Below are 17,011 nucleotides of genomic sequence, written 5' to 3' on the forward strand. Positions count from 1 at the left end.
GCCAGCGCCTAGATCGATACGTCCGCGATGGCCGCCTTGGCCATGGCGAGCTGGGCGGGAACCACGGAAAGGTCGCGCAGGCCGGCCTCAAGCAGCGCCGGGATCGACGCTGGATCGCCACCGGCGTCGCCGCACAGGCTGACCGGAATCTTTTGCGCGCGGCCGAAGGCGGCAACCGAGGCGATCAGCCGGAGCACGGCCGGGTGCCGGACGGAATTCAGATGGGCGACGGAAGCATTGTCACGCGCCGCCGCCATCACATACTGGGTCAGGTCGTTCGAGCCGATCGAGAAGAAGGCGACGTTGGCAAACGCTTCCGGCGCGATCGCAACCGACGGCACCTCGACCATGATGCCGAGCGGCGGCATTTTTTGCGCGACGCCGCGCGCCACGAGACCAGCCTGTTCTTCCGTAAATAGCGCGACGGCACGTTCGTACTCGTCCGCCACGGCGATCATGGGGAACATTACCTTGAGATTGCCATGCACGGCGGCGCGCAACAGGGCCCGGATCTGCACGCGAAAGACCTCCGGTCGCGCCAGCGACAGCCTGATGCCGCGCAGGCCGAGAAACGGATTGCCCTCGTCCACGGTGAAGCCTGGCACCGGCTTGTCGCCGCCGGCATCGACGGTGCGGATTGTCACCGGCTTTTCGCCCGCCCATTCCAGCACCTTGCGGTAGGCGCAATACTGCGTCTCCTCGTCGGGCAGCGTCTTGCCGAACAGGAATTCGGTGCGCATCAGCCCGATGCCCTCACAGGTCGAGATATCGATGCCGTCGACATCGGATGGATCGGCGATGTTGACCTGCACGCGCACCGCTGTGCCGGCTTTTGTCACCGCCGGCCTCTCCAGATAGGACTGTGCCTTGTCGCGACGGGCCGTGAACGACGACGAAGACCGGCGGAAAGCTTCGATCTCGGCCTTCGATGGCGAAAGCACGATGCCGCCATGCTCGGCGTCGAGCAGTGCGATGCCGGCAAGATGAGCCGGCGAAGCACCAAGCCCCACGATCATCGGCACGCCGCGCGAGCGCGCCAGCATGGCGACATGGCTGGCGGCACTGCCGGCTTTCAGCGCGATGCCGCCGCCGGAACTCCAATCGGTTTCGAGGAAGCGCGTCGGAGCGATGTCCTCGCCATAGAAAATGGCTCCCGCCGGCGCAGCTGCCTCGCTGTCGTCGGTCATCGCGCGCAGCACCTGGTCTCTGATGTCGCGCATGTCGGCCGCGCGTGCGCGGAAGTAATCCTGGTCCGACGTTTCGTAGCCTGCGATCTCGGCATCCAGTGCCTGCCGCCATGCCGCATCGGCTGGCTGGCCGGCGGCAATCGCGGCAAAGGCCGGGCCGGTCAGCGCATCGTCCTCCAGCATGGCGATCTGGAATTCGAGAATATCGGCCGCATCGCCTTCACTCGCTTCGATCAGCGTGGTGAGCCTGCCTGTCGCAACACCGATTGCCGTATCGAGCGCAGCCTCCTCTTCAGCAGCCGTTGCCTTACCGGCATAGCGCGCGGCAACCGGATCTAGGTTGAACAGCGGCCCCTCGGCATAGCCGGCCGAGGCCGAAATCCCCTTCAGCCTAAGCGGTTCGGGCATGGTCCGCGCCCTCGTCGAAATCGCGCCGCACCAGCTCGACAAGCGCGCCGACCGCTTCGCCGGCGCCGTCACCTTTGGCCCTTATATGCAGAACCGTGCCTTTCGGCGCCTTGGCCGCCATTACCTTGACGATGCTCTTGGCGTCGAACCAAGGGCCGTTGGCGGCGAGCGCCACTTCGACCTCGGCCGAAAATGTCTTGGCGAGTTTGGTGAGCTTCACCGAAGGGCGCGCATGCAGGCCCACCTCGTGAGTGATCAAGACGGTGGCTTCTGCGGATGCGGACATTGAGTCAAAATTCCTGTTCATTCACGACGGCGACAATTCGTGTGCCGTCGCCACCACTTCCCTGAGCGAAGCGCCGCCGGAAGCCTCCGTCGCCGCCATCACCGCGCCCTCGACGATCGGCGCATTGCAGACGATGATCTTCTGCGCGCGCGGCTCGCCGATCATCTCGACCGCCATCTCGCTGTTGGTTTCGGCGCCGCCGAGATCGACAAGTATGGCGACACCCGCCTCCGACCAGGCCTTGTCGATGGCGCCCATGATCGCCTCGACATTGGTCCCCAGCCCGCCATGGCCGTTTCCGCCACACCATGCAAGCGGCACTTCGTCGCCGACCATCTGGCGCACCATGTCCGCCGTGCCTTCGGCGACCAGCGGTGAATGCGACACGATAACGATGCCGACATTGCTCATGCTTGCTCCCCGATGGTCTCAGTGACAGCCCGCACCAGAAGCGCGACCGAGCGCCCGCCGGCATCCATATGGCCGATCGAGCGGTCGCCAAGGAACGAAGCGCGTCCGCGCAATGCCTTCATCGGCACGGTGGCATCGGCTGCACGGTCCGCGACATCGGCGATTTCCGCCCCGGTCTTTCCCTGCAGCAGGGCGTCATGCACCGGCTGCAGCACGTCGAGCATGGTCTTTTGCCCGACTTGCGACTTGCCCCTCGCTGCCACCGCCTCGATTGCCTTGCCGAAAGCCGTAGCCAGATTGGCGCGATCCGGCTCTACGGAAATCTCCTTGCCGAGCGCCATGAACAGCGTCCCGAACAGCGGTCCCGATGCCCCGCCCACCGTCATCACCAGCTTGGTGCCGATCGCCTTCAGCGCCTCCGGCAATGGCTTTGCAGCAAACCCCTCGGCCTCCGCCCGCACCGCCTCGAAGCCGCGCTTCATGTTCAGGCCATGGTCGCCATCGCCGATCGCCTGGTCGAGCGCGGTCAGTTCGTCCGCGTGGGCGACAATCGTGTCGGCGGTGACGGATATCAGCGTCTTCAGGTCAACCTTGTCCATCGTCCCAGTCTTGTCCAGCGTCTCAGCGCTCATCGGTTTGCAATCCTGTTGCCGGCCTGGTCGAAGAACAGCGGCGCGCGGTAGCGGATAATCACCCTGTCGCCCTTTTCCAGTTGGATGTCGGGGTCGGTCAGCGTCACCAGCTTTCTGCTTCCCACCGTCACATGCAGGTGGTTCTGGTCGCCCAAATGCTCGACCCAGTTAACAACGCCGTCGGCGGGGCCATTCGATGCCTTGCCGATCGACAGATGTTCTGTACGCGCGCCGATCGTTTTGGTTCCCGCCGGCATGTCGCCATCCGGCAGCAGGCCGGTCGGCAACAGATTGATTGCCGGCTGGCCGAGCCTTGCGGCGACATGAAGGTTTGCCGGCTCGGAATAGATCGTCCGCGGCGTGCCGATCTGCACCAGCACGCCATCGGCGAGAATGCCGATGCGATCGGCCATCGTCATCGCCTCGATCTGGTCATGCGTGACATAAAGCATGGTGGCGCCGAGCTCGGCCTGGATGCGCTTCAGCTCGAGCCGGAGGTCGGCGCGCAGCTTGGCATCGAGCGACGACAGCGGCTCGTCCATCAGATAGATCGAGGGCTTGCGCACCAGGGCGCGCCCGATGGCGACGCGCTGCATCTCGCCACCGGAAAGCTTGGTGCAGCGGTTGTTCAGCTTGTGGTGGATACGCACCATCTTGGCCACCTCTTCGACGCGGCGGCGCACCGCGTCCTCGCCCAGCCGCCGCGCAGGCGAGCGCAGCGGAAAGGCCAGATTGTCGTAGACCGACAGATGCGGATAAAGCGAATATTGCTGGAAGACGAAGGCGGTATCGCGCTCGGCCGGCGAGAGTGCTGTTGCGTCGCGTCCGCCGATATGGATTGAGCCAGTATCCGGCCGTTCCAATCCGGCAATAAGCCGGAGCGTCGTCGTCTTACCGGCCCCGGTCGGGCCGAGCAGCACGACGAATTCGCCATCAGCGACATGCAGATCGAGAGTGTCAACGGCGACATGTTCGCCGAAGCTCTTGGTCACGCCTTTGATCTGCACGTCAGCCATGATGCGCTCTTCCCTGGGAAGCCCCGTCATGGATTGCGGTTCGCACCGCGCGGCCGGAGCCCCTCTCGAACAGCGACAGCCGTGCGCTGCTCAGCGCCAGGCCGACATGGTCGCCCGCATTGAGCCGGATTTCGGCCGGCACCCGCGCCTTGATGATGCCGCCGGATGTCTCCACCGCAACGATCTGCGTGGTGCCGAGATATTCGGTGCCATAGATGGCGCCACGCAGCTTCGACGCGTCGTCGAAGCGGATGTGTTCCGGTCGGATGCCGAGCGCCATGTCGGCCGGCGCGATGTCCTCGCGCACCTCCGGCACCGCCACCTTGGCACCTTGCACCACTATCTCCCTGGCACCCTTTGAAAGCCCGCCGCCGAAGCCGAGAAAATTCATCGGCGGCGAGCCGATGAAATCGGCGACGAACATGGTAGCCGGCCGGTCGTAGATTTCGCGCGGGGTGCCGAACTGCTCGATGACGCCGTGGTTCATAACCGCGATCTTGTCGGCCATCGACATCGCTTCCATCTGGTCATGCGTGACGTAGACCGTGGTAGCGCGGATGCGGTTGTGCAGTTCGCGCAGCTCATGGACCATGAGATCGCGGAATTCGGTGTCGAGCGTGCCGAGCGGCTCGTCCATCAGGAAGCATTTTGGCCGCCGCACGATGGCGCGGCCGAGCGCGACGCGCTGGCGATCACCGCCGGCAAGGCCGGAGACCGATTTGTTGAGCAGATGGTCGATGCGCAACAGCTTCGCCGTCTCTTCGACGCGCTGGCGGATTTCGATGCCGGGCATGCCTTGCGCCAGCAACGGGAAGCCGATGTTCTTACGCACATTCATGTGCGGATAGAGCGCGAACAGCTGAAAGACGAAGGCGATGTCGCGCTCGCGGGCACGTCGCATGGTGACGTCCTCGCCGCCGAGCAGGATCTTGCCGCCGGTCGGCAGTTCGAGCCCGGCAATCATGCGCAACGTCGTCGTCTTGCCGCAACCCGACGGCCCCAGCATGACGAAGAACTCGCCATTCCCGACGACGAAGTTGGAATCCTGCACGGCGACGAAATCGCCGAATGCCTTCCTCAGATGCTCAACGCGGATTTCAGCCATCGTCTACTCCGGAAACTTCGAGACGATGATGAACATCGCCGTGCCGGCCAGCATGGTGACGAAGGAGTACGTGTAGAGCGACAGCGCGAAGGGCTGAAACAGCATCAGGAAGCCGATGGCGATGATCGCGGTGGCGATGTTTTCCATCAGCCCGCGGCGGAGCGCGCGCGGCCATGATGGTCTTATGGGAGCAACAGGACGCGTCATGCTCCACTCCCTTCCTTCTTCCCGTTCACGGGGCGAGGCGGTTGCCAGGTGGTTCCCCCACTCCGCCGCTGCTTCGCAGCGCCACCTCTCCCCCCTCCGGAGGGAGAGGAAGGGAGTCTGGCTGAATTAAGTTCGCACCCTTCCTCTACCCCGTCGATCGGGGGAGAGGTGTCGAGCGAAGCTCGACGGAGTGGGGGTCGACCTGGCGCGGCGGGAGAAGATGTATGTGCCTGCTTGTCATACACGCTATCGCTAAACGGTAAGCGTTCGCAAATGTGTCGATCCCGTAGCCGTGGACGAGGAGAAGGGAAACGGTGGCACCGTCGGTTTCTTATTCCCACATCAATCATTTGCGCACCGCGCCGAAGGTGATGCCACGCAGCAATTGCTTGCGAAGCAGGATGGTGAACACCAGGATCGGCACCAGGAAGATCGTCGTGCCTGCAGCGACCGCCGGCCAGTCCTGGCCGCCTTCGCCAATGATGGTCGGGATGAAGGGCGGCGCGGTCTGCGCCGTGCCCGAAGTCAGCAGAGCGGCGAACGCATATTCGTTCCAGGCAAAGATCAGGCAGAAGATGGCGGTCGCGGCAATACCGGTGGTCGCCTGCGGCAGCACGGTGCGCCAGAAGGCCTGCAGCCGCGTATAACCGTCGATCATCGCCGCTTCTTCGTACTCGCGCGGAATCTCGTCGATGAAGCCTTTCAGCAGCCACACGGCAAGCGACACATTGACCGCCGTATAGAGCAGGATCATGCCGAGCGCGGTGTCCGACAGGCCAAGCTCGCGATACATCAGATATATGGGAATGGCGACCGCGATCGGCGGCATCATCCGCGTCGACAGGATGAAGAAGAGAAGGTCGTCGGCCAGCGGCACCTTGAAGCGCGAGAAGCCATAGGCCGACAACGTGCCGAGGAACACCGCGCAAAAAGTCGAGCCGAAGGCGATGATCAGCGAATTGACGAAGCGCGGCATGAAGTTGGACGGGCCGGCGATCACCATGTTGCGCTTGCGCGTGGTCTCGTCGCAGAAGCCGGTCGCCGGTCCAAGCGAGTTGATGTATTCCGGCGTCTGCCTTGTGCGCGTCGTGAACAGATTGCAGTAGCCTTCGAGGCTAGGCTGGAACAGGATCTTCGGCGGATACGCAATCGAATCCGGCGGCGTCTTGAAGCTGGTGGCGAAGATCCACAGCAGCGGCACGATCGAGATCAGCGCGTAAAGCACGATGATCGTGCCAGCGACGCGCTTCGACGTGGCCGAGGGTGCGACGACCGAATGGGCTGACGTCAGGCTCATCTCTGCTTCACCTTGTTGAGCGCCTTGACGTAGATATTGGCCAGCCCGAACACCGCGACGAACAGGATGATGGCGAAGGCCGAGGAATAGCCCGTCCGCCAGCTTTCGAAGGCCTGCCGCTTCAGCGTGATCGAGGCGACTTCGGTGGTCGAGCCGGGTCCGCCGCCGGTGAGCAGGTTGACCATGTCGAACATCTTGAAGTTCTCGATGCCGCGGAACAGCACCGCCAGCATGATGAAGGGCAGCGCCATCGGCAGCGTGATCGACCAGAACTGCCGCCAGTTGGAGGCACGGTCGACCTCGGCCGCCTCATAGATATATTCGGGGATCGAGCGCAGCCCGGCGAGACAGATCAGCATCACGTACGGCGTCCACATCCAGGTGTCGACGATGACGATCGACCACGGTGCCAGCGAGACGTTGGAGAGCATGCCGATCTCCGTTGCCGGAATGCCTGACACGAACGAGATGGCATAGGCGAACAGGCCGATCTGCGGCTCGTAGAGGAAGCGCCAGAAATTGCCGACCACTGCGGGCGACAGCATCATCGGCACCAGAATGATGGTCGTCCAGAAGGCGTGGCCGCGAAACTTCCGGTCGATCAGCCAGGCCAGCGTGAACCCGATCAGCGTCTGCAGCAGGATGGTCCAGAACACGAAATGCGCCGTCGTCTGCATGGCGATCCAGATATCCTGGTCGCCGAGGATGCGCTTGTAGTTGGCAAGGCCGACGTTTTTCACCACCTCGTTGGGGCGATTGGCGCGGTAATTGGTGAAGGAAAGATAGATCGCCCAGAACAGCGGAAAGATGTTGATGGCGAGCAGCAACAGGATCGTCGGCGAGATGAACAGCCAGGCGAGGCCCTTGTCGCTGATGCCCCGGACCTTGCGGGCCAACGGCTCAGGCGTGGCCCGGGCAACGCTGTCCGCAGTCCGATTGAGCATGGTCAGTCCCGCTTCGGTCACTTTAAGTCGTCTCGACATTGGAATTTATCTGAACTGTGTCCCGTGCCAAGGGCGGCACGGGACCAGAGCATGATGCCGAAAAGTGTTAAGCGGTTTTCGGACGACATCATGCTCACTCGCTCTTGGTCCGGGGCCGGATGATTTCGGGTCTCCGACCCGAAATCATCCGGCCCTGGGGTCGTGGCTCGGGAGGAGCCGGTCTCTCGCCGATTACATCTTGCCGTCGTCCTGGAAGACCTCGGTCCAGTCCTTGACCAGGCCGTCGAGCGCGTCCTTCGCCGAACCCTGGCCGGCCACGACATAGTCGTGGAAGCGCTTCTGCGACGCCTGCAGCAGCGGCGCATAGCTCGGCTCAGCCCAGAAGTCCTTCACGATGGCCATCGAGTCGAGGAAGGTCTGCGCATAAGGCTGGCTGGCCGGGAAGCTCGGGTCTTTGACGACCGCATTGAGGCAGGAATAGCCGCCGAGCGACCACCATTTGGCCTGCACGTCCTTGTTGGCGAACCATTTGATGTATTTGAGCGCGGCTTCCTGCTTGTCGGAATAGGAAACCACCGAGATGCCCTGGCCGCCGAGTTGGGCGAACTGCTCGCCGTCGGGACCCTTGGGATTGGCGAAATAGCCGATCTTGTCGCCGCCGACATTCTCGTCCTTCTGCAGGCCCGGCCAGGTAAAGGCGAAGTTCATGTGCATCGCCACCTGGCCGGATTTGAAGGCATCGACGCCTTCGCCCATGTAGCTGTTCGAGGCCCCGGGAGGCGTGCAGCAGTCATAGAGCGCCTTGTAGAACTCCAGACCCTTCACCGATTTCTCGGAGTTGACGAAGCCGTCCATCTCGTAGGGCTTGTCGGGGTTCTCGTATTTGAAGCCGAAGCTGTAGAGCACGTCCATGGCGCCCATGGTGATGCCTTCGGAGCCGCGCTCGGTATAGATCGATGCGCCATACACGGTCTTGCCGTCGATCTCGCGCTTCTGGAAGAACTCGGCGATCTGCTTCAACTGGTCGAACGTCGTCGGCGCGGCGAGATCCCAGCCGTATTTCTCCTTGAATTCCTTCTGCAGTTCCGGCTTGGAGAACCAGTCCTTGCGATAGGTCCAGCCGACGACGTCACCCATGGCAGGCAGCGCCCAGTAGTTCGGCGTGTTCTTCGGCCATTCCGAATAGCCGACGACGGTCGCCGGCACGAAGTCGTCCATGCTGATCTTCTCCTTGTCGAAGAAGTCGTTCAGCTTGACGTAATGGCCATTCTCGGCGGAGCCGCCGATCCACTGGCTATCGCCGATGATCAGGTCGCACAGCTTGCCCTTGGAATTCAATTCGTTGAGGAAGCGGTCGGCATAGTTGGTCCACGGCACGAATTCGAATTTCATGCCGATGCCGGATTCCTTGGTGAAATCCTTGGACAGTTCCACAAGAGCGTTCGCCGGGTCCCAGGCTGCCCAGCAAAGCGTCAGATCTTCCGCATGCGCGACGTTCGAAACGGCTGTCGACGCAAACATCGCCGAGGTCAGTCCCAACGTCAGTTTCAAGGTCGATTTCATGCCTTCCTCCCATTTGCGAAACGCGCCCGGATGACGGTTTCAAAAAACCTCAACCCCCCTCCTCAGGGGTCTAAACATGACGGCGCGGTTGCGCACCAGATGTTTAGTAATTTGTTTAGTGATGCAATTTTTACTAAACAAGGCAAGCGAATTCGTCGCTGCACCGCAGCATGACGCGTCGGCTCCGGGCGCTGGTTCGGGAAAGGCGGCTTCTGTCGGGTTGTTTGGCGCGCCGGGCACCGGCTCATTTGACCGTTCTGGTGCTCACTGTCACCGGCCGCAGCGCCGGGGCCGGCGGCAGCAGGGCGCGTATGTCGGCGAAGGGGAAGACCGGCTCGAAGCGGAAGGCCTCGGCGAAGGAACCGGCTGCGCCATTGCACTGGCCGGCGCGAAAGGCGTTCTGCGTGCGCGCCGCGTCGACGAAACGTTCGGGATCCTGCGACTGATGCGCCCGGATCGCCATCGTCTTGAGATCGAAATGCCCTGATATATCGACATAATGCGTCGGCGAAAAACCGGTGCCGCCGAGCGTATCGGCATGCAGCACCGGCACTGCGAAAGACGCCGCGATCCGCACGCTGTCCGACAGCGCACGGTGGTCGCCATGATAGTCGTTCGGCGCATGGGTGATCGCCAGGTCCGGCTTCATGTCGCCGATCAGCGTCTTCAGTGCCGCGATCAGCGCGGCGTCGGCAACCAGCGCGCCGTCCGGAAAATCGAGGAAGTGCGGTGTTGCGCCAAGCAGGTCCGCCGCCACAGCCGCTTCCTCGCGGCGGGCGCGGGCGAGCGGTCCCGGATCGCCCCTCCCACCCCTGGCGCCGTCCGTGGCTATCGCAAAAACCAGTTCTGCGCCTTGCGCGGCATAGGCTGCCATCGTACCGAACATGAAAATCTCGATGTCGTCCGGATGCGCACCGAGCGCCAGTATCTTCACCCTGCTCTCCCTGGAACTGGAAACACGTGACGAACGGAATTCTGCTCGCCCTGATCGCCTATGCAAGCTATTCATTCAACGATGCCGTTGTCAAAAGCCTGGGTGGGCAGTTCACGGTGTTCGAGATCGGGTTCTTCTCGACATTGTTTGCCGGCTTCTTTCTTCTCTTCACCCGGCCGAACGGCGAACGCTGGCGCGATTTCTGGCGCACGAAGCGGCCTTGGGCGGTTCAGGCCCGCGCCTGGGCCGGCATCGCGTCCGGCGTGCTCAGCGTCTATGCCTTCACCACCATCCCGCTGGCGGAAGCCTATGCGCTGATTTTCCTGGCGCCGCTCTGCGTCACCATCCTTTCCACCCTCATCCTCAAGGAGAAGGTCGGCCCTTGGCGATGGCTGGCGGTGGTCGCCGGCTTTGCCGGCGTCATGCTGGTCGTGCGGCCGGGCTTTCGCGAGATGCATCTCGGTCACCTCGCTGCGTTCGGCGTTGCTTTCCTTGCCGCCGCCAGCATCATCCTGATGCGCTCGCTCGCGGCTGGGGAAAAGCGCACGACGATGCTCGGCGTGCTGATTGGCTACGGCCTGTTCTTCAACGGCATCGGTGCCGCGGCCACGTCATTCACGCTTCCGGACGCAAGGCAGCTGACCTGGCTGGTGCTGTCGGGTGCGTTCACGTCTTGCGGACAATTGCTTCAGCTTATGGCCGTGAAATACGCGCCAGCCAACCGGATCGCGCCGACGCATTATTCGCAGATCGTCTGGGCGGTGATCCTGGGCGCGCTGTTCTTCCAGGAATATCCCGATTTTCTGTCGCTTGTCGGTCTCGCCATCGTCGGTGGCTCCGGCCTTTTGACGATGGTGCGCGAGGAGGCGAGGTTGGGCACGGTGCGCTGGAACCCATTTTCGCGGACCCGGCTTTGAGTTGGCCCGCTCTCGGTTGCGCGGCGACCGTCACCGCTGATATGCGGGCGCTGCGGATCCGCCGCGATTGGATGAGTACGTCCGTGGGACGATGACCAGAAAGCCCTTGCCGGAACTCCCGGTCTCCGCCGTGCTGCCGGCGCTCAGCGAGGCGCTTGGCCATGGCAACAGCGCCGTGCTGGTGGCGCCGCCCGGCGCCGGCAAGACGACGCTGGTGCCGCTGGCGCTGCTCGATGCAGCATGGCTCGGCACGGGCAAGATCATTCTGCTCGAGCCGCGCCGGCTCGCTGCCCGCGCCGCTGCCCGCCGCATGGCCGAACTGCTCGGCGAGGAGCCCGGCGAGACGGTCGGCTATGCCATGCGCATGGAGAACCGGACCTCGGCAAGGACGAGAATTCTTGTCGTGACCGAAGGCGTGCTGTCCCGCATGATCCTCGACGATCCGGAACTGCCCGGTGTCTCGGCGGTATTCTTCGACGAATTCCACGAGCGCTCGCTCGACGGCGATTTCGGTCTGGCGCTGGCGCTCGATGTGCAAGGTGCGCTGAGGCCCGATCTGCGATTGCTGGTGATGTCGGCAACGCTCGACGGCGCGCGTGTCGCTCGCTTGCTTTCCGGCGCCCCGGTGATCGAGAGCGAAGGCCGCGCCTTTTCCGTTGATATCCGTTACGACGAACGGCCGGCCGGCATCGCCATCGAGGACGCCATGGCCAAGGCCATCCGCGCGGCCCTTGCCGAGGAGAGCGGCAGCGTGCTCGCCTTCCTGCCCGGCCAGCGCGAGATCGAGCGCACCGCCGAGCGGCTGCAGGGCCGCGTCAGCGCCGACACCGACATCGTGCCACTCTACGGCATGCTCGACGGCAAGGCGCAGGACGCGGCCATCAAGCCGGCGCCATCCGGCCGCCGCAAGGTGGTGCTGGCAACGTCGATCGCCGAAACCTCGATCACCATCGACGGTGTGCGCGTCGTCATCGATTCCGGTCTGTCGCGGCTACCGCGCTACGAGCCGGCCAGCGGCCTGACGCGGCTGGAGACGGTGCGTGTCAGCAGAGCCTCCGCCGACCAGCGCGCCGGCCGCGCCGGACGCACGCAACCGGGCGTCGCCATCCGGCTGTGGCGAGCCGAGCAGACGGCGGCACTTCCCGCGTTCACCCCGCCGGAGATCATCGAGGCCGATCTTTCCGGACTTCTGCTCGATTGCGCCGCCTTCGGTGTCGCCGATCCAACGAGCCTTTCGTTCCTCGATCCGCCGCCGGCCCCGGCGCTCAACGAGGCAAGGTCGCTGCTTCGTGCGCTCGATGCCATTGACGAGGCAGGGCGCCTGACGGAAGCGGGTGCTGCGATGCGCAGGTTGGCGCTGCCGGTGCGGCTCGCTCACATGGTCGCCGAGGCGGCGAAGACCGGCCAGGCGTTCGAGGCGGCCATGCTGGCTGTGCTGCTCACCGAGCGCGGCCTTGGCGGCGACGGCGCCGACCTCGAACGCCGGCTGATGCGGTTCCGATCCGAAAGATCGCCGCGCGCCACATCGGCGCGGCAGCTTGCCGAGCGGCTGGCGAGGCAGGCTCAACCCTCCCCCTCGAGGGGAGGGTCGGCGACCGAGCTGAGCGTAGCGAAGCGAGAGAGCCGGGGTGGGGTCGCCGACAGCGTGCCCGAACCGACCCCACCCCGCTCCGCTTCGCGGATCGACCCTCCCCTCAAGGGGGAGGGTGAGGCCGGCGCCCTCCTCATCCGTGCCTGGCCGGACCGTGTCGCCAGGGCGCGCGGCGAGCGCGGCCGTTTCGTGCTGGCCAACGGTTCGGGCGCCATGCTCGACACCGCTGATCCCCTGGCGGGCGAAACCTGGCTCGTCGTCGCCGACCTGCAGGGCAAGGCGCAGAATGCCCGCATCACGGCAGCAGCGGCGATAGATGAGACCGACATTCGCGCTTCGCTTGCCGACAAGATCGAGACCCGCGGGGAAACGAGCTTCGACCGCGACAGGCGCGCGGTGCGCGTGCGCGAAACCGTTCGCCTCGGTGCCATCACGCTGTCCGAACGCATGCTGCCGGCGCCGGCCGGCACTGAGGCGGATCACGCGATCCTTGACGCCTTGCGCGAACACGGGCTGTCGCTTTTGCCGTGGGGCAAGGAGGCGGAAACGCTGCGCCAACGGCTCGGCTGGCTGTATCGCGGCGTCGGCGCGCCCTGGCCCGACGTTTCCGACGCGGCGCTTCTCGAATGTCTCGACGATTGGCTGCTGCCGTATCTCTCCGGCGCTGCGTCCTTCGCCGCGATCGATCCGGGCGTGCTTTCGGCCGGCCTCATGGCATTGGTGCCGCACGATCTCCAGCGCAGGATCGAGGCGCTGGCGCCGACCCATTTCGACGCGCCGTCGGGCAGCCGCGTGCCGATCCGTTATGACGGCGAATGGCCCGTGCTGGCGATCCGCGTGCAGGAGCTGTTCGGGCTCGACCGGCACCCTTCGATTGCCAATGGCACCGTGCCGCTGACACTCGAGCTCTTATCGCCGGCGCACCGGCCTATCCAGACGACGCGTGACCTGCCCAGCTTCTGGCGCGGTTCCTGGGCCGATGTGCGGGCCGACATGCGTGGCCGCTATCCCCGGCACGTCTGGCCGGAGAACCCGCTTCTCGCCACCGCCACCAGCCGCGCCAAACCGCGTGGCAGCTGATGCAGCTCGACCATGATCCGATCATGGTCAACAAGAAGACAGAAACATCTACCGCTTCTCCTTTCCCGGCTATAATCCTTGGTCATGATAAACATCCTGCAGGCGCCCGACTTCCAGCAAAGCCAGCGGCTGCGTCTCAACACGCTGATCAGGCTGCGCTGGCTCGCCATCGTCGGCCAGAGCCTGACGGTGCTCGTCGTCGCCTACGGGCTGAAGTTCCCGCTGCCTGTCAGCCTCTGCTTCGCGCTGATCGCCTGCTCTGCCTGGATGAACCTGTTGCTGACCTTCCGCTATCCGGCAGCGCATCGGCTGACGCCGCTGCCGGCCTTTGCCATCCTGACCATCGACAGCCTGCAGCTTGCCGGCCTGCTCTACATGACCGGCGGCCTCACCAATCCGTTTTCGGTGCTGGTGACCGTGCCGGTGGTCATCTCGGCGACGTCGCTGCCGCTGCGCCTGACGGCCATCCTCGGCGCGCTGGTGATGGTGGCGGCGACCCTGCTGGTCTTCTTCCATCTGCCGCTGCCCTGGTATGAGGGCGCGCCGCTCGAGATGCCGTTCATCTATGTCGCAGGCATGTGGATGGCGGTGTTTTCCTCGATCGCCTTCACCGCGATCTACGCCTTCCGCGTGGCCGAGGAAGCACGCTTGCTCGCCAACGCGCTTGCCGCCACCGAGCTGGTGCTGCAGCGCGAGCAGCACCTGTCGGCGCTGGACGGCCTTGCCGCCGCCGCTGCGCATGAGCTGGGCACGCCGCTTGCCACCATCACTCTTGTTGCCAAGGAGATGGAGAAGGCGCTCCGCAACGATCCGAAATACGGCGAGGACGTGACGCTGCTGCGCTCGCAGAGCGAGCGTTGCCGCGAAATCCTCAAACGCCTCACCAGCCTCTCGTCTGAGGGCGAGGCGCATCTCTCCCGCCTGCCGCTGACCTCGCTGGTCGAGGAGATGACGGCGCCGCACCGTGATTTCGGCATCTCGATCAAGCTTCGTCCCGGCGAGCGCATCGGCCCCGAACCGGTAGGGCGGCGCAATCCCGGCGTCATCTACGGCCTCGGCAATCTGGTCGAGAACGCCGTCGATTTTGCCCGCAAGGCCGTCACCGTGCGCTGGAGCTGGAACGAGGCCGCCGTTACCTTCTCGATCACCGACGACGGGCCGGGTTTCCCTCCCGAAATCATCGACCGCATCGGCGAGCCCTATATGTCGACACGCCAGGGCACCGAGGCCGGCGGCGGCCTGGGCCTAGGGCTTTTCATCGCCAAGACCTTGCTGGAGCGCTCGGGCGCCACGCTTGATTTCCGCAATTCAAACGAGCCGGGCGAGGGCGCCATCGTGCAGATATCGTGGCCACGCAGCGTCTTCCTCAATCCTGAATCGGCTTCGGCCACCATGTTTGACACGGCTTGAATTGGACAACAGCGCTCCAAAACTATATTTGCGTAAAAATCAGGCAGCAGGAATTTAGAAGACGATGAACGGCGACGAAACGATTGGCGCAATGGTTGAAGGCGAGGACACCTCGCTGTTGATCGTCGACGACGATAAGCCATTCCTCACACGGCTTGCCCGCGCCATGGAAACCAGGGGTTTCGTGGTCGAGACGGCCGAGAGCGTCGAGGAGGCGGTGGCCAAGGCGCGCGCCAACCCGCCCGCCTATGCCGTGGTCGACATGCGGCTCGCCGACGGCAATGGCCTCGATGTCGTCGCCGCCATCCGCGAGAAGCGCGACGACGCCCGCGCCATCATCCTCACCGGCTACGGCAACATCGCCACCGCGGTGACGGCGGTGAAGCTGGGAGCCATTGATTATCTGTCGAAGCCGGCCGATGCCGACGACATTTTCGCCGCCCTTACCCGCACCGCTGGCGAACGCGCCGCACCGCCTGAAAACCCGATGTCGGCCGACCGCGTGCGCTGGGAGCACATCCAGCGCGTCTACGAAATGTGCGACCGAAACGTCTCCGAGACCGCGCGCCGGCTCAATATGCACCGCCGCACGCTGCAGCGGATACTCGCCAAGCGCGCCCCGCGCTGACTAACGGCTGACTGACAGGCTGCTTGCCTCATTGCCGGGGCTTGAGCATCATCCTGCGAAGTGATTCCGTCCGACCGGGAACATGAGAGACGACATGCAGGACCAGAAGCAGCGGCCGATCTCCATCTTTCGCGAATTCCTCGACAGCGAGGCGGCCGGCGGCATCATCCTGATGGCTGCCGCAGCACTGGCGCTGATCGTCGCCAATTCGCCGCTGGCCGAAACCTACTTCGATGCCCTTCACGCCTATCTGGGACCGCTCAGCGTATCGCACTGGATCAATGACGGCCTGATGGCCGTCTTTTTCCTGCTGGTCGGCCTGGAGATCAAGCGCGAGATGCTGGACGGACAGCTCTCGACTTGGCCGCGGCGCGTCCTGCCCGGCGTCGCCGCCGCCGGCGGCATGCTGGTGCCGGCACTTGTCTATGTCGCCATCAACCGCGACAACCCAGCCGCTCTGTCCGGCTGGGCGATCCCGACCGCTACCGACATCGCGTTTGCGCTCGGCGTGCTGTCGCTGCTCGGCAACCGCGTGCCGGGGTCGCTGAAGGTATTCCTCACCGCGCTTGCCATCATCGACGACCTCGGCGCGGTCGTCATCATCGCCGTGTTCTACACGAGCGGCCTGTCGCTCGCCTATCTCGGCGCCGCCTTCGCGGTCATCGCTCTGCTCATCGCGCTCAACCGCATGGGCGTGCTGACGCTGCTGCCCTATCTCGTGCTTGGAGCCGTTCTGTGGGTGCTGGTGCTGAAGTCAGGCGTGCATGCCACGCTCGCCGGCGTGGCGCTGGCCCTGAGCATACCCCTGAAGGTCACTCCGGGCATCAGCCATGATCTCGACCATTCGCCGCTGCATCGGCTCGAACACGGCCTGCATAACATCGTGCCGTTGTTCGTCATCCCGATCTTCGGCTTTGCCAATGCCGGCGTCTCGTTGGCCGGCCTGAGCGCAGCCGCTCTGGTCGAGCCGCTTACGCTGGGCGTTGCCGCCGGCCTCGTCGCCGGCAAGCTGGTCGGCGTGTTCGGCTCTTCCGCGCTTGCCATCCGGCTCGGCTTCGCCGACCTGCCTGTCAATGCCGGCTGGCTGCACATGGTTGGCATTTCGCTGCTCTGCGGCATCGGCTTCACCATGAGCCTGTTCATCGGCCTGCTCGCTTTCGCCAACAACGTCGAGCTGCAGGACGCGGTCAAGGTCGGCATCCTGGCCGGATCCTTCATCGCCGCGATCCTCGGCGCCGCCGTGCTGCTGGTCGCGCCGGCTGCGAACGGGGCGGACGAGGAAGAAGAATAGAAACTGGCTAGGTCGAGATTGATCATCATTTCGCCATCGGGCGAAGCTGCCGATCTCGCCCCTTGCGGGGGAGATGCCCGGCAGGGCAGAGGGGGTGCTGTCGC

The 17,011-nt window shown here is 64.3% G+C and carries 16 protein-coding genes; 5 read left to right on the forward strand and 11 right to left on the reverse strand.

Translation table 11 applies throughout. The features are described 5' to 3' along the window. Positions 1-8: 8 nt before the first annotated feature. The 11 genes from ptsP to RPG13_RS08920 form a co-directional block, all read right to left on the reverse strand. Positions 9-1,595: a phosphoenolpyruvate--protein phosphotransferase gene (ptsP, locus tag RPG13_RS08870; RefSeq protein ID WP_337124860.1), complete on the reverse strand. Its 1,587-nt coding sequence runs from the start codon at positions 1,593-1,595 to the stop codon at positions 9-11. Continuing rightward, positions 1,579-1,881 (reverse strand): HPr family phosphocarrier protein, encoded by a 303-nt coding sequence (locus RPG13_RS08875; RefSeq protein ID WP_292221153.1) that lies wholly within the window; start codon positions 1,879-1,881, stop codon positions 1,579-1,581. The genes ptsP and RPG13_RS08875 overlap by 17 nt, the downstream gene beginning before the upstream one ends. 21 nt (positions 1,882-1,902) lie before the next feature. After that, complete coding sequence (gene dhaM / locus RPG13_RS08880; RefSeq protein WP_006325214.1) at positions 1,903-2,292, reverse strand: dihydroxyacetone kinase phosphoryl donor subunit DhaM; 390 nt, start codon at positions 2,290-2,292, stop codon at positions 1,903-1,905. After that, the gene (dhaL, locus tag RPG13_RS08885) at positions 2,289-2,891 is read right to left on the reverse strand and encodes a dihydroxyacetone kinase subunit DhaL (protein ID WP_337126999.1); all 603 of its coding nucleotides are present in this window, start codon (positions 2,889-2,891) and stop codon (positions 2,289-2,291) included. Before dhaL ends, dhaM begins: the two co-directional genes overlap by 4 nt. Before the next feature lie 29 nt (positions 2,892-2,920). Then, on the reverse strand, positions 2,921-3,940 hold the full coding sequence (locus RPG13_RS08890; RefSeq protein WP_337124861.1) for an ABC transporter ATP-binding protein: 1,020 nt from the start codon (positions 3,938-3,940) through the stop codon (positions 2,921-2,923). Continuing rightward, positions 3,933-5,045 (reverse strand): ABC transporter ATP-binding protein, encoded by a 1,113-nt coding sequence (locus RPG13_RS08895; RefSeq protein ID WP_126103878.1) that lies wholly within the window; start codon positions 5,043-5,045, stop codon positions 3,933-3,935. The genes RPG13_RS08890 and RPG13_RS08895 overlap by 8 nt, the downstream gene beginning before the upstream one ends. Positions 5,046-5,048: 3 nt before the next feature. Then, entirely contained in the window at positions 5,049-5,252 is a 204-nt protein-coding gene (locus RPG13_RS08900) for a hypothetical protein (RefSeq protein ID WP_095484295.1), read from the reverse strand. A gap of 346 nt (positions 5,253-5,598) precedes the next feature. Then, positions 5,599-6,549: a carbohydrate ABC transporter permease gene (locus tag RPG13_RS08905; RefSeq protein ID WP_095484294.1), complete on the reverse strand. Its 951-nt coding sequence runs from the start codon at positions 6,547-6,549 to the stop codon at positions 5,599-5,601. After that, on the reverse strand, positions 6,546-7,493 hold the full coding sequence (locus RPG13_RS08910; protein ID WP_337127000.1) for a carbohydrate ABC transporter permease: 948 nt from the start codon (positions 7,491-7,493) through the stop codon (positions 6,546-6,548). Before RPG13_RS08910 ends, RPG13_RS08905 begins: the two co-directional genes overlap by 4 nt. 231 nt (positions 7,494-7,724) lie before the next feature. Continuing rightward, on the reverse strand, positions 7,725-9,056 hold the full coding sequence (locus tag RPG13_RS08915) for an ABC transporter substrate-binding protein (protein WP_292646157.1): 1,332 nt from the start codon (positions 9,054-9,056) through the stop codon (positions 7,725-7,727). 244 nt (positions 9,057-9,300) lie between these two features. Further along, positions 9,301-9,990 carry a PIG-L deacetylase family protein gene (locus tag RPG13_RS08920; RefSeq protein WP_127290044.1) on the reverse strand — a complete coding sequence of 230 codons (690 nt, stop codon included), beginning with the start codon at positions 9,988-9,990 and terminating at the stop codon, positions 9,301-9,303. 26 nt (positions 9,991-10,016) lie between these two features. On the opposite strand from RPG13_RS08920, the gene RPG13_RS08925 reads away from it, so the two are divergent. The 5 genes from RPG13_RS08925 to nhaA all read left to right on the forward strand — a co-directional run bounded on the left by RPG13_RS08925 (position 10,017) and on the right by nhaA (position 16,907). Continuing rightward, positions 10,017-10,907: a DMT family transporter gene (locus RPG13_RS08925; RefSeq protein WP_127290046.1), complete on the forward strand. Its 891-nt coding sequence runs from the start codon at positions 10,017-10,019 to the stop codon at positions 10,905-10,907. Between the two features lie 91 nt (positions 10,908-10,998). Next, positions 10,999-13,578, forward strand: a complete 2,580-nt coding sequence (gene hrpB / locus RPG13_RS08930; protein ID WP_337124862.1) for an ATP-dependent helicase HrpB — start codon at positions 10,999-11,001, stop codon at positions 13,576-13,578. Positions 13,579-13,662: 84 nt separating this feature from the next. Then, positions 13,663-14,988, forward strand: coding sequence for an ActS/PrrB/RegB family redox-sensitive histidine kinase (locus RPG13_RS08935; protein WP_185928210.1), 1,326 nt, complete (start codon positions 13,663-13,665; stop codon positions 14,986-14,988). A gap of 64 nt (positions 14,989-15,052) precedes the next feature. Further along, positions 15,053-15,616, forward strand: coding sequence for an ActR/PrrA/RegA family redox response regulator transcription factor (locus RPG13_RS08940; protein ID WP_082982096.1), 564 nt, complete (start codon positions 15,053-15,055; stop codon positions 15,614-15,616). Between the two features lie 94 nt (positions 15,617-15,710). After that, positions 15,711-16,907: a Na+/H+ antiporter NhaA gene (gene nhaA, locus RPG13_RS08945; protein WP_127290052.1), complete on the forward strand. Its 1,197-nt coding sequence runs from the start codon at positions 15,711-15,713 to the stop codon at positions 16,905-16,907. The last annotated feature ends 104 nt before the right edge of the window (positions 16,908-17,011 follow it).

Source organism: Mesorhizobium sp. ISC15 (assembly GCF_037162615.1).
Lineage (GTDB): Bacteria > Pseudomonadota > Alphaproteobacteria > Rhizobiales > Rhizobiaceae > Mesorhizobium > Mesorhizobium mediterraneum.